The sequence below is a fragment of the Burkholderia sp. RF2-non_BP3 genome (genome assembly GCF_001522185.1).
Lineage (GTDB): Bacteria > Pseudomonadota > Gammaproteobacteria > Burkholderiales > Burkholderiaceae > Burkholderia > Burkholderia diffusa.
Window position 1 is genome coordinate 1 of sequence record NZ_LOSU01000061.1, and the last position, 12121, is coordinate 12121.

Here is a 12121-nt window from a genome sequence, read left to right on the forward strand (position 1 = left end):
ACTCGATCTGATGTTCATCGCCTTTATCAACTTTGCCCTGATCGTCGAAGCCCTTCGTTAGTGTGAACACGCCCTAGCGCGCACATGGTCACGCTGTTGCGCCCGCCGTTGGTACTGCAACTTCCACACGTCACAAAAATCCACGCCCTCAACCACCGACTTCACGATCGAAACGCGCTTGCCGTGCGCACGAATGCGATCAGCAAGAAGCTGCGCATGGTGTTCACCCGGCCTGAATCCGCGCCGGTGATCCACCTTGTCTCGATCGGCGTAGATGATCACGTAGTCGTAGTCGTTCCAGTTGATATCGGCATGCTCCAGGCCACCGCAATTCAACAGGCAGCGGACCTCGATGCGATTCTCGTACCGTGCGACGACCGCAAAGCCAGTCTCGGCGCCCTCCACCAGCGCTAGCGTGCGAGAGCGCGTCGTGTTGAGCCGCACCGACGAACCGAAACTACCGGCCGGCGCGCTCATCTCCAGCTTCGCTCGCGGCTTCCCGTTCTTCGTGAGAAACGGAACCTTCTCGCCGTCAGCCGTGAGGTAGGTGCGATGGACACGCCGCGGCTTCCCGGCTTGCGATCGCGCGCGCTGAAGCATCACGGGAAACTTCCCCTGCTTCTTGCCGAAGGCGTCGACGTACTCCAAGCCTGGGTGACAGCGCACGTCGCGCCCGATCCACTCGAGCCGTAGCCCGGGAATCCGCGTCGATAGGTATGTCCAGACAGGCGAATCAACCGTCACCGGAGCGGCGCCGTCCCACGCGGCCTGCATTTCACGACACTTCTGCTCGTCGCTTTTTTCAGGCCGAACCGGGACCGGCTTTGCCTTGCGGACCACCGCGACCGGAATACCACCGTTGTAGTTGCCGGTTCCGAGCTCGTAGTAGATCTCGCGATACGGTTTACCGGTCACCTCGTGAATCAGCTGTACGCCGGTACCGCCCTTCAAGCAGCGCGCACAATGCCAACCACCGCGGGGGTCTTTCTCGGCGGGATAGAGCCGGAAGGTCTCTTCCCCATCGCAAAGCGGGCACGTCCACCAGCGCCCTTTTCCGTTCAAAAATCGACTGTCGATGTAGTGCGGAAAAACATTGGGCCAGTCGATGGCCGCGAGATTCAGCTTCTTCAGCTCTCCCATGATTCGTCCTCCGTTCGCACAACGGCGAAAACGCGTGCATTCGCCACCGGTCGGATAGCCAGCACAGATGGATCAACAAACCTTCCTACCGCCGCGGACTCCAACGGCACGTCGAATCGACGCGTCATGGAGAGCCCAGAGCGGGACGAAAGGCAGAAACACTTCACGTTCACGGATCTCTCCAGTTGGACTGCGGGTTTTTCGATGCCTGAGACAGGCGCGGAAACGCTTGCTCAACGAAGCCGCGCGCGGGCGCGTCGGCTTGGTTCAGCAACGTCAGCGGAACAGGGAATTGCGGGTGGGAAGGAAGACGGCGTGTGACGTGCCCGAAGGCACGTCGCACGCTATAGGTGAGAGAAAACGGGAGCGAGAATCGGGATGGTGAGCCCTTTCGGGATCGCGTTTGAATCGGACCGAATTAAATAGGGTCTGATCCTAGAACGGGATATCGTCATCCATCTCGTCGAAACCGCCACCACCGCCATACGACTGCGTCTCGGCCGGCGGGGGCGCCGAGCGTTGCGGACGCGCCGCAGTGCTTGCCGGCGGTTGACCGGACGGCTGTCGCGAGGCCGGGGCGCTCGCATGACGACGCGTACCCTGCTCGAATTCGTTATCGCCACCATTGCCGCCGCCGTCACTGCGACCGCCACCATTACGACCGCCGAGCATCTGCATCTGGTCCGCGACGATCTCGGTCGAGTAACGATCCTGCCCGTCCTGGCCTTGCCATTTGCGGGTGCGGATGCGGCCTTCGACGTAGATCGAGCTACCCTTCTTCAGGTACTCGCTCACGATCTCGGCCAATCGGCCGAAGAACGAGATGCGATGCCACTCGGTCATTTCTTTGTAGTCGCCGCTCGCCTTGTCCTTATAGCGATCGGTTGTCGCCACTCGAGCGTTCGCGACCGCGTCGCCACTGGGCAGGTATCGCACTTCCGGATCGGCGCCAAGGTTGCCGACGATGATCACTTTGTTAACAGATGCCATCTAGAACTCCTTCACTTGGTAATTGACCACAGCCACTTGTCCCACATGACTTGCTGGCCATCTTTGTAAATAGGTGAACCGTCTTCCTTGCGGAACGCCGGCACCTTGATCTTGCGCAGGCGCTTGACAGATACGCGGTCGCCAACGCGGCAACCACACTCGCTGATCGCTTCCTTCAGGCCCTCGCCCTGCAATACCTGTTCGCCCCCTCTCGTCTCGAGGCGAAGGGCAAACGACCGATAGCTCCGAGATTTGCCTGGTCGACGGTCGGGGAAGGTTTCTTCGCCCCAGCCGTTAATCCGGCCTTCGACCGGAGCGGAACGGCCCGTTTCGGCATCGCTACCTCGACGTGAAGAACGGAACCCACTCGATTCACCCACAGACGTCTGGCGACCAACTTCGCGCTCAACGTCGGCTGGCGTTTCCGCACCCTCCGACGAGCGTGCCGATCGAGCTTCCGAATCTGCGGTTGGTGATGCGATACCCATAGCGCCAGTGGCCGGTACGCTTGTGCGGCGGATCGCTGTCGCGATCGCGTCCTTCAGCGGGGCCGGGTGCTGCTGCAACATCGCCCAGTGCGGCGCGAGCGCCGGAAGGATCTTCGTGCCGAACATCGTGTCGCCAGGTGCGTCATCGAATGCCGGTACGAACTCGACGACACAGTCGCCCTCGTCGACGAACAGATGGACGATTCCCGCGATTGTCACGAGCGTCTCATTTTCGGCGCCAGTGCCAACAGGCTTCGCGCTGCCGCACGCTGACGAAGGCTGCTCGACCGTCGACGCCGATGCCCGCGGACTGCCGGGGAAGGCCTGAGCGAGCACGCGCGTGAAGAACATGGCTACGCCGCCCATTGCGCCTCCAGCGACAGTTGACCGCTACACCAGCGGTTGAGTCGGTTGAAGTCATAGTTGAGCAACGGAACGTCGCGGATCGCGTCCTGCATCGCGCGCGGTCGGACACGCCCGAGTGCGCAGACGACCGAGTACGGAATCGCCCCCGTCCAAAGCTCCATGATCCAGCCGAGCGTCGCGTAGTAATCGACCTTGTCCACCGGTCGGTTGCACAGCCGTTGATGGAGCATTTCGGCGCAGTCGATCAACGCCTCGGGGACGTTGTCGCTATGCCGGCTGTCGAGGGCGAAGAAAACCACGGCCTCGGCGAGCTTTTCCCGCACGTGCGGCTCCCAGCGATCGGGATCCGGCAAAGGATCGGGTTTGGGTCGAGTGATGAGAATCGGCGAATCACCGCCGAACATGTCGAGCTGCCAACCAGCTACTTGCGGTTTCATGAGCGTGCTCCGGATATCAACCGGGCACCTCATTCCCCTTACCGGGAACGTGGTTCCCGGTGGGAGATGGGGGCGCCTGCGCGAATTGCTTCGCGCGGGCGGACAGGGGCGACTTACTTCGTGCCCGTTTTCAGGTGTTGGGCATTCGTCCGGTTCGACGAAGCCTTGATGGGGATGACAACAGCGGATTTCGCATACTGACGTTGCGGGACTGCCGGTGCCTGAGCTTCGGCTTTCGCCGTCGTGACAGGGCCGCTCTTCGCGTGCCGCGGACTTTCGTCGACATCGTGGCGATCCGCGGTGTCAAGATCCGACTGACGCGGGGCACCCTTCGCGCTGCTCTTGAAGTGGTGAACTGCAGCAATAGCCATAAAAACGAAAACGATGATCGAGTGCGCGGCGATATAGGCCGCCAAGCACAGAGCGAGGAGCTTGACAGGCGATTTGAACGCACCGCTGAACAGGGACTTCAACATGTTTCTCTCCAGAGAAAATCGAACAAGGGGATGTCCGGACAACGCCCGGTGGTTTCGATGCTCGAAACGAGCAAGGAAATCGGCGCGAAGCGCTTTCGTCCGCGACCTCGTTGGTCAGCGCACGAAATCACTCAGGGCCGATTGCAGGGAAGGCGCGGGCAAGCCGCGAAACGGCAGAGCCGGTTGGCTCAGGTAGGTCGATGCGTCGGAAACGCGTGATAGAGGTAGGGTAAGCCGCACCAATGCGCGGCGCACGCGGAATGCTCGGCAATCGCGTACAGCTTTGGGCGCGTCGCCTCGACGCAACCAGTTGAGGGGCTAAACCGAGAATGCTCCAGAAAATCGTATAGCTTTCTCCGGAACTTGACTTCGAAAAATCCGAGACAAACTGGACGCGTCACTTCATCAACCGAGGCGCATCCCAATGTTCTGGATTCTCATCCTTGTAGCTGGTGTCTGGGCACTGGCCAAGCACTACGCGAAGGCCCGTCCCCGTCGCCAATCGACTCCCCCGGTTACCCGCAGCCAGGCATCGGGCGATGCTGGCGAGGCGCGCGTGCTCGGCGAGTTGCGCCGCGTCCTGTCACAACTCTGCGGAAATGACTTCTACGTCCACCCCACGGCGCTGTTGTTGCTACACGCGCCTGGCACCGAGTTCCCGACCGCCGAAGTCGACCATCTCGTCGTCACGCCGTTTGGCATCTTCGTGATCGAGACCAAGAACTGGGCCGGCGCCATCGCGCCTGGCAGCAGCGCCGATACGGTCGTGTGCCACCTGCCGAGCGGCAAGCTCGAGGAGCGTCGCTCGCCGATCAGCCAAAACCGGGCGAAGATTGCCTTCCTCCGCGGCACGTTGCCTTCCGTCTGGAACGTCCAGGGCCTCGGCGTCTTCGCGAACGACAACTGCTCGCTCTCCCCCGACCTCCCGCTTGCCCTCGTCACCCTGCGCGATCTGGGCTATTGGTTGCGTACCCAACGGGATCGAAACGCGAAGTCCGGAAATCCGAACATCAACGTGCAGGCTGCGTGGGGCGTCGTGCGCCGCCTGAGCGTGGACGACCCGACCGGATCGGCGCTATCGGCTCACCGCCATAAAGTTGCCGGAGATTCATCCGTAAACAACTGACCACCCCCATTACATTTTCTAACAAACTGAAACAATCCGTTTCATTTTGTCGGCGTGCGCGATTTGGCGAAAGACACATTGTTTCGTGCAGCTTTCGCCCCTTGGCGCCGAAAAGCGCCGCGTAAGCTGGTGCAGGCCGCCAGGTCTCATTTCCGTCGGTCGGGCCTCCCCGATCCGACTAGTCGCCTAACCCGTGCAAGGGAAGGCATCCTCCAACGGAGAACACCTTGTCCAAGAAACCGCCTAAGAAACCCGAAGACGACGAGAACTTCAACCCTACCGTTCCCGACAATGCCACGCCGGCGGACGGCGATCTCGAACTGAAAGCCACGTTCGCGCATGTGCCGGACCAGCTTGAACTCACCACCGCCGCCCGCGAGATGTTCACCGGTCTGCCGGACGGTCTGATTAGAACAATCATTCAGGAAAGTGAGGAAGTCGCCCACTCGACGCGCAAGATCCTGCAGGAACACATGCGGATCGGCGGCAATTTTGCGCACATCCATGCATCCGTCATTGGCCACTTCGTCAGCACCCAAGGCGACAATCAGAAGGTCAAGAACCGGGCGGCCGAGCTCGTCTACTCCTTCCTCACCAAGGTTTTCCAGAAGTCGAAGTCGTCGGTCAGCCTGTACATCCGTGTCTACAACAAGTTCTCGAGCAACATCGGCGCGGTCGAGATGTTGACGTACAGCGATATGTCTCTGCTGGTGCACAACCACATTGGCGACGACATCATCGAGAAGGTCATCGAAGCGAAGCGTGATGACCCGACGCTCACGAAGAGCGAAGTCAAACAGCTCATCGCGACGCTGGAAGACCAGATCGCCGGAAAGGACAACAGCATCGAGGAGGCAACTTCGCAGCTGCATGCCACCATCGGCCGGCTGGACGACGCTCAGAAAGAGATCGACCGCCTGTCGTCCGAACTCACCAACGTGCGGCAGGAGCAAGCCCGGGAGAAAGAGAAAGCGCAGGAAACTCAGGTTTCGCTCGCCTCGACCGGCAAGCAGGTCAGCACACTGCAGCACACGATCGCGACCAAGGAACGTGAAGTCGAGCAGCTCACTGCCGAAATCGTCAAGCTCAAAGCGAACCCGGTGAAGACCGAGGTCCCGGTGCCGACGCTGCCGGAATCCTACGCGACCCTGCAAGAGGCAATGAAGGACAAGCTGGCCGAATTCGAGGCCGCCAGCGCGCAGCTGGAACAAGCGCAAGCCCAACTGTCCGAGCTTGAGGCGCGTGCGCAGGAACACCGTGCGTCGATCGAAGCGAGCGAGGTGCTCGAAAAGCGGATTCGCGGGCTGATCGATACCTTCAGTTCCTTCGTTCAGGACTATCACAGCGCGCAGTTGCTCGCGACAGCCGACGGAAACCCTGCCCGCTTCAAACCGCTGTTCCAGGCGTTCAGTGACCTGATCGGCAAGTTCCACGGTGAGGTGACGGCGGCCGCACGCGCCTGATTTTGCACGGGCCACGCTTTATTGTTGTGCAGTAGAAGAGAGACTCAGAAAAATGGACAAGAAAAACTCGCGCGAGACCTACCGTTCGATCGAGCGACTGTACGTACCCAACTGGTTGGCCGAACGCATCCAGGTAACAAACTTCGACCTCGTCGATCAGATGAAGTGGCTGCTCGAAATGAATGGGGATTTCAACGATATCCTCGCCGTCGAGCGCAAAGAGATCGACCACGTCAAACATAACGAGGAGTCGCTGCGCAACCTCCTGCGCACGCCGTTCCTGATGGTCGCGCCGACCCTCGAGTCGGTTGAGGACTGGCGCTGCTTCGTCGACGACACACCCACAACCGTCGCGGTCGACCAGCTGATTCGCAAGCTTCCGCCGCTGGACGCGCTCGCGAAGTTCTCGGTCGAACAGCACAACCGCGTCTTCCTCGACCTGGTCACGAGCGTCATTCACCTCAGCGTACTGGCCGCTCCGCTTCTCGGGGTGACGACCGAAGTGGTCGCCTACCTCGCGTCCGTGCCGACCTACAAGCTGCGTATCGCACTCGGTCGAATGAACGGATTGCCGCTGTTTCGCTGGCGCTTCAACACGCCGACGTTCTGGTATCAGTTCACCGCCAGCGATCTGACCGACGAGATGGTGGCGCACCAGATCATGGCGACGTCGCCGATCAGGATGAACAGCGCGCCCGGCAAGGCCGGCTGGAGCGAACTGCGCTTGCCGCGCGAGAAGAACGAGACGTACGCACATGCCCTGATGGCATATGGTTGCCGCGCGTCGACGGCCGCCAGCCTGTTTCGCCTGAATCAAAACGCGATGCGCCAACGGTATGTCGAGATGCACGGCACCAGCTCACCATGCGGCAACACGCCGAACTCGCTCAACTGGTTTGTCGAGACGCCGACCAATCGCCTGCACGGCACGATCTTCACCTGGCTGTACCGCGCTGCGCTCGCATCCGGCGCCAACGCACCGCAAGCGCTGATCGCAACCAACGACGTCTACCAGCAGATCTTCGGCGGGCAGCACGCGATCTCCGTCGACCGCGGCTGCAACCTGACGCGGGCGATGGCCGCCGACAACCGGCTCACGATCGCACCGTGCCGGACCTGCCGTACGGAATACATCGTCAGCAACAACGATACCAAGATTGAGATGCACCATAGCTTCGACTGCCCGGCCTGCACCGGGCAGCTTGGCGCGAAGCGGCGGAGCACGAAGGCGAGGTTGCGCAATGGCGACTAACGACGAACGCGTGGCACTGCATGCCCTTCCGGAACTACCGGCGAGCCTGATTGTGATTAACGGCGATCGCCGACCGCAGTTCGCTTGGTATGACGCCGAGACCGAGCAGTACTACTCCGAGGCAGACGGCCGGGTCATCGTCGACGTCCGAGCCGCGCTGCCGTGGGCAGCAGCCTACGTTCACTAGAGGGCACATGGACGACCTCGCCTACCTGGTCGCAGAAAGCAACGCCGCGTGGCTCGACGGCCGCGGCGACGGCCGATTCGAGCGATACGAACGGTTCTATCTGGCGCAACGCGAGACAAGGGCGGAGTCGTTCGAGCTCGAGCAGGTAAACGAAGCCTATCCCGAGTGGGTGGGCAGTCAGCCGCCGCCGGTGCTTGGCATGCTGGCCAGGCCGTGGTTCGGCAAGGTGCTGGTCGCCCTCACCTGCATGTACGTCGGTGCGGCAGCCGTCCCCGCCGTGTCTTCGGCCATTCCGTACAAATCGACCGTATTGCTGGGCGTGGCCTTCATCGGGCTGCGCGTGTTCCACTGGAAGCGACGCAAATCCAGATGACCTTCAGACCTTGCCCCCCGCCCGATGGCGGGATTTTTTTGCCGATTCACCATTAAGTCTGACGAAATCGAACCGTAATCTAGAATTGGCGGTTTTTGGCTCGCCCAAGCCATTTCAAAAAATGGGCCGCCGGCCGCGCGAACTTGACTTCGCCGCCGGGTCGGTAGGATGAAATTAAGGGTTCGCAGGGTGCGCGCCCAACAACAAGACGAGGACTCCAAGCAATGAAGAAGCTCACGACCATCAGCCTTTCCGCACTCGCAGCGGCATCGCTGGTCGCGCTCGCAGCCTGCGGTGGCGGAGGTGGCGATAGTGGCAGCACGAACACGGGATCGAACGGCAACAACCCGTCCAACCCTGGCACCCCGTCGACGACGGTCCCGGGCACGGTCGATAGCACTCAATACCCGGCCGGCAGCGCTCAGCTCGCAGCGATGAACCTGCTGAACCAATACCGTACCCAATGCGGATTCCCTGCCCTCAAGCAGAATACCGTTCTGGACCAAGCGGCGCAGAACCATGCGAAGTACATCGGCCTCAATGGCGCTGTCATGGATACCGAAAACTCCGGGAATCAAGGTTACACCGGGGCCTCCTATTCGGACCGAGCGGTCGCTGCCGGGTTTCCCACCGGGACCATTGGCATCGGCGCAAGCGGAGCCGGCAATGCTGTCTTCACCACCAATTTCAACGCTACGCTCGCGGGTCAACAGTTTGTGTACTCGCTCCTCGGGGGCGCGTACCACGCGGTCGTAGCCACGTTCCCTGTGGACAATGTTGGGCTCGGCGAATTCGAAACCCAAGTCGCATCCGGCTCCTACACTTACACGGAATCGTGGCAGTCGATCAGCATGTACGGTGCGGCCGCGATGCCGCTTTCAAATGGTCCGAAAACCTTTCCCTGCGATGGCGTGACGGGAGTTCCCTATCGTGAAGTCGGAGAAATTCCTGCTCCTCCGAACGTCTCCACTGCAGGTTGGGGCACCCCCGTCACCGTGATGGGCAATCTCACCGATGTGATCGTGTTGCAATCGGCCTCAATTACTGGACCTTCGGGAGCAGTCTCGGTACAGGTCCTCAATTCCGACACTGATCCGAACAAGTTGCTCGGTAAGTATCAGGCCGTTGCCTATCCGACTTCGCAGTTACAGCCGAACACTACGTATAGCGTAACGATCAACGGGACGGCGAACGGCACCGCGTTCTCACGGAACTTTAGCTTTACGACTGGTAACGTCGTCGGCTGATTATTCAAGCCGACAGAGCACAAAAGCGCCCAAGATAGGCGCTTTTTTTATCCGCCTTGATATCCGGAAATCGGGGTTGCGTAGAATTGGTAGATCGTCCCGTTGTCTATTCGGACGGCACAATAAAATTGGTAATCCGTCCCTTGGTAGTCACCATTTACGTAGTACGGCCCGCTACCCCAGTTGGCGGCCACCATTGTCACCACGCCAGTCCCAAACTGGTATTGGTTGAAATCTCCCGCCTGAAACGTGACCTTGAACCTGCCGCCCGAATAGGTCCGGGACGCATCGTTGCAAATCGTCGCCCAGTCCTTTGTCGTTTGAGGAGGGGACGGCGTAACGTGCGGCGTGCATGTCGGTTGAGTCCAATTCGAGCCGGTCCAGGCCGGACCTGCGACTGTATCGTATCCGGGAGGACAGCCCGGGGGAGCCGCATAGTTGCATTGCGGCTCCGACCAACGCGATCCTTGCCAAACGGAGGCTGACACCGTCGTCCAGCCGGCGCCAGATTGACACTGGGGTTGCGGAATTGCCCCGTTACGCAACGGCACGGCGCACGTTGAATCCTGATAGCCCGGTGTACACGGGATCGGCGCGCATGCCTGCCGCATGCCGATGTACGCACCAGTCCGGTCGTAGAACGGGTACGAACGAAGACCGAAACCCGGCTGGCAGGATCCGTCCGCAAATGCGCTGCCAGCAGCGACCGACAGCATCGCTGCCACTACCCACCTCATCCAGCTTCTCACTCACCTCTCCCTCAATACGAACAATAGGTTTCGACGATGGCGGTGCCGCTGATCCCGTTACCGTTGCCGTCAGTAATGAACACGGTCCACGGGCCGCTGCCCGAGGCTGAAACATTCACGGTCGCAGTCGGATTCACGTAGAAGCTCACCGGACTGAAGACGATCTGTGGCGTGCCTCCGGTCGCGCAGTTGGGCGCCGGAACCCCCCATCCGTTCTGGACCATGAAGTACCCGTGTCGGAGCGCCGGACCGCCGATTGGCAACCAAACGTGGTCCTGACAGGACAACACCTGTCCGCGCCCGTCGCTGTTTTGTGCCATCGCGCCGTTTACCGGGCACGAAGCGCGCGGCGTTGCGATCGCCCCCGGTGTGATCGTCTGCGTCACTTGCAGCTGGCCGTTCACAGTGCTATCGCCGGTTGAAATCGGCGCCGGTGCGGAACCATCTGCTGTCTGAACAGCCAGCGTGCCGGGCGACCGCACCGCGTTGCTGACCGCAACGTTTGACGCTGCGAGCGTAGGCGCTGCAATCGTCCCTGTGGCGTCGATGTTGCCGACGTTGTGAAGGTCAACGCCGTTGACATCTTGGCTCCCGGTCCACTTCAGAGAACCGTCCCGCCGGATGAACACCGAGTTGCCGTCCGACAATGGCCCGTTCGTCGCCATCACAACAGCGGCCGGCGCGCCAGGAACCGGATTCGTCGCTTTCCACGCGCCATTCAACCCGTTGACCGTCGCCGGATTCTGGGTTGTCGAAAACCCAAAACCGGTTCCGGCTGCCTGCGCGACGATACCCGCGCCGGCGACGTCGGGTTGACCGAGCCTGGTCACCGGTTTCGACGGATAGAAGACGTAGCTCACCTTGCACGACGCCGTTCCGGTCGCACAGTCGTCCGGGCCGACGCTCATCTGGATCATGTACGTCCCGCCCCAGAACGGCCCGGCCGCGTAGTCCACCTTCAGATATTCGCCGGCGCGCAGTTCGGCGAACGTCGGTGGTGTGACGGGCGTGGACTTTCCCCCGACCATCTGCCCCACCAACGTGCCGTACTTGTCCGTCACCCAGTTCGACAACGCGGCATTAATGACCGCCAGATTCTGCCCTTCGAGGCTCAGCACGTCGTGCCGGCGCTTCTCGACGTCGCGCTGGATGCCTTGGACCGTCATTAGCGCAGCAGCGACCAGCACGATCACGGCTTCTACAATGCTGAGCATCGAAGATCCTTAGTTATCCTTGGTCGCGTACATGACGATGCTCGCCATCGCACCTGCCGACGCGCATGCTGTTGTCGCAGTTCCCGAACTGAAGTCCGTCGACGGTCCCTTAATCGTCGTGTTGTTCACTTTGACTTGCGTATAAGTCCGCGAAACCGCTTCGGCCGAAAGCGTGCAGACCGATGTCGGAACCGGATAGGTCAGCGCAACCGCGTCGTTCGTCGCGGTCACCGTAGCGGGTGCCGCCGTGACGGAACCCCCGAAGATTCCCGTCAGCGTTCCGGTCGTTTTGTTAAGACGGCGGCCCGCCGTGTTAAATGCCAAGCCCTGCGTGAGCGACAGCATCGATACACCTGAGTAGTCGATTTCACCCGCAGTCGCATCCTGAATACCACTCCGGAAGTACTGAGCCTCGCTCTTGAATTCCGATGCATGGATGCGATCCATAACGTATGGTCGCCCCATATAAACAAGAAGTGCGATAAGCGCCCCTGCAGCCATTACGCCCGCGGCCTCAACCAGCGACAGCTCCCCTTTTTGCTTGCGACGACTTTTTCCGACGAAGTATCGGCGCTTTGTCGCCAGTGGCTTCTTGATCGGTTTCATGCGATGA

The 12121-nt window shown here is 60.8% G+C and carries 13 protein-coding genes; 6 read left to right on the plus strand and 7 right to left on the minus strand.

Features of this window, described 5'->3' with window-relative positions; translation table 11 throughout:
* Positions 1–57 precede the first annotated feature (57 nt).
* The 5 genes from WS45_RS28080 to WS45_RS28100 form a co-directional block, all read right to left on the minus strand.
* Positions 58–1140, minus strand: a complete 1083-nt coding sequence (locus WS45_RS28080; RefSeq protein ID WP_059702680.1) for a DUF7146 domain-containing protein — start codon at positions 1138–1140, stop codon at positions 58–60.
* Between the two features lie 435 nt (positions 1141–1575).
* Positions 1576–2130: a single-stranded DNA-binding protein gene (locus tag WS45_RS28085; protein ID WP_059689143.1), complete on the minus strand. Its 555-nt coding sequence runs from the start codon at positions 2128–2130 to the stop codon at positions 1576–1578.
* A gap of 11 nt (positions 2131–2141) precedes the next feature.
* Positions 2142–2984 (minus strand): hypothetical protein, encoded by an 843-nt coding sequence (locus WS45_RS28090; RefSeq protein WP_059689142.1) that lies wholly within the window; start codon positions 2982–2984, stop codon positions 2142–2144.
* Positions 2972–3421 (minus strand): hypothetical protein, encoded by a 450-nt coding sequence (locus WS45_RS28095; protein ID WP_059689159.1) that lies wholly within the window; start codon positions 3419–3421, stop codon positions 2972–2974. The genes WS45_RS28090 and WS45_RS28095 overlap by 13 nt, the downstream gene beginning before the upstream one ends.
* A gap of 113 nt (positions 3422–3534) precedes the next feature.
* Entirely contained in the window at positions 3535–3897 is a 363-nt protein-coding gene (locus WS45_RS28100) for a hypothetical protein (protein ID WP_059702682.1), read from the minus strand.
* A 424-nt stretch (positions 3898–4321) separates the two neighbouring features.
* Between WS45_RS28100 and WS45_RS28105 the strand changes: the two genes are divergently transcribed.
* The 6 genes from WS45_RS28105 to WS45_RS28130 all read left to right on the plus strand — a co-directional run bounded on the left by WS45_RS28105 (position 4322) and on the right by WS45_RS28130 (position 9545).
* Positions 4322–5023, plus strand: a complete 702-nt coding sequence (locus tag WS45_RS28105; RefSeq protein WP_059702684.1) for a nuclease-related domain-containing protein — start codon at positions 4322–4324, stop codon at positions 5021–5023.
* A gap of 227 nt (positions 5024–5250) precedes the next feature.
* Positions 5251–6486, plus strand: coding sequence for a hypothetical protein (locus WS45_RS28110; RefSeq protein ID WP_059702686.1), 1236 nt, complete (start codon positions 5251–5253; stop codon positions 6484–6486).
* 52 nt (positions 6487–6538) lie between these two features.
* Positions 6539–7738 carry a FlhC family transcriptional regulator gene (locus tag WS45_RS28115; RefSeq protein ID WP_059534549.1) on the plus strand — a complete coding sequence of 400 codons (1200 nt, stop codon included), beginning with the start codon at positions 6539–6541 and terminating at the stop codon, positions 7736–7738.
* Positions 7728–7925: a hypothetical protein gene (locus WS45_RS28120; RefSeq protein WP_059691597.1), complete on the plus strand. Its 198-nt coding sequence runs from the start codon at positions 7728–7730 to the stop codon at positions 7923–7925. Before WS45_RS28115 ends, WS45_RS28120 begins: the two co-directional genes overlap by 11 nt.
* Before the next feature lie 7 nt (positions 7926–7932).
* The gene (locus WS45_RS28125; RefSeq protein ID WP_059691596.1) at positions 7933–8298 is read left to right on the plus strand and encodes a hypothetical protein; all 366 of its coding nucleotides are present in this window, start codon (positions 7933–7935) and stop codon (positions 8296–8298) included.
* 224 nt (positions 8299–8522) lie between these two features.
* Entirely contained in the window at positions 8523–9545 is a 1023-nt protein-coding gene (locus tag WS45_RS28130) for a CAP domain-containing protein (protein WP_059691595.1), read from the plus strand.
* A 760-nt stretch (positions 9546–10305) separates the two neighbouring features.
* On the opposite strand, the gene WS45_RS28135 is transcribed toward WS45_RS28130, so the two are convergent.
* Together WS45_RS28135 and WS45_RS28140 are read right to left on the minus strand one after the other, a co-directional pair.
* Positions 10306–11508, minus strand: a complete 1203-nt coding sequence (locus WS45_RS28135) for a hypothetical protein (protein WP_059691594.1) — start codon at positions 11506–11508, stop codon at positions 10306–10308.
* Positions 11509–11517: 9 nt separating this feature from the next.
* Entirely contained in the window at positions 11518–12114 is a 597-nt protein-coding gene (locus tag WS45_RS28140) for a type 4 pilus major pilin (RefSeq protein ID WP_059691593.1), read from the minus strand.
* Positions 12115–12121: the final 7 nt, after the last annotated feature.

What these genes read in the sequence shown, in the direction of transcription:
- WS45_RS28080 (WP_059702680.1), bottom strand. Translation starts at nt 1,140, where the DNA reads ATGGGAGAGCTGAAGAAGCTGAATCTCGCGGCCATCGACTGGCCCAAT.
- WS45_RS28085 (WP_059689143.1), bottom strand. Translation starts at nt 2,130, where the DNA reads ATGGCATCTGTTAACAAAGTGATCATCGTCGGCAACCTTGGCGCCGAT.
- WS45_RS28090 (WP_059689142.1), bottom strand. Translation starts at nt 2,984, where the DNA reads ATGGGCGGCGTAGCCATGTTCTTCACGCGCGTGCTCGCTCAGGCCTTC.
- WS45_RS28095 (WP_059689159.1), bottom strand. Translation starts at nt 3,421, where the DNA reads ATGAAACCGCAAGTAGCTGGTTGGCAGCTCGACATGTTCGGCGGTGAT.
- WS45_RS28100 (WP_059702682.1), bottom strand. Translation starts at nt 3,897, where the DNA reads ATGTTGAAGTCCCTGTTCAGCGGTGCGTTCAAATCGCCTGTCAAGCTC.
- WS45_RS28105 (WP_059702684.1), top strand. Translation starts at nt 4,322, where the DNA reads ATGTTCTGGATTCTCATCCTTGTAGCTGGTGTCTGGGCACTGGCCAAG.
- WS45_RS28115 (WP_059534549.1), top strand. Translation starts at nt 6,539, where the DNA reads ATGGACAAGAAAAACTCGCGCGAGACCTACCGTTCGATCGAGCGACTG.
- WS45_RS28120 (WP_059691597.1), top strand. Translation starts at nt 7,728, where the DNA reads ATGGCGACTAACGACGAACGCGTGGCACTGCATGCCCTTCCGGAACTA.
- WS45_RS28125 (WP_059691596.1), top strand. Translation starts at nt 7,933, where the DNA reads ATGGACGACCTCGCCTACCTGGTCGCAGAAAGCAACGCCGCGTGGCTC.
- WS45_RS28130 (WP_059691595.1), top strand. Translation starts at nt 8,523, where the DNA reads ATGAAGAAGCTCACGACCATCAGCCTTTCCGCACTCGCAGCGGCATCG.
- WS45_RS28135 (WP_059691594.1), bottom strand. Translation starts at nt 11,508, where the DNA reads ATGCTCAGCATTGTAGAAGCCGTGATCGTGCTGGTCGCTGCTGCGCTA.
- WS45_RS28140 (WP_059691593.1), bottom strand. Translation starts at nt 12,114, where the DNA reads ATGAAACCGATCAAGAAGCCACTGGCGACAAAGCGCCGATACTTCGTC.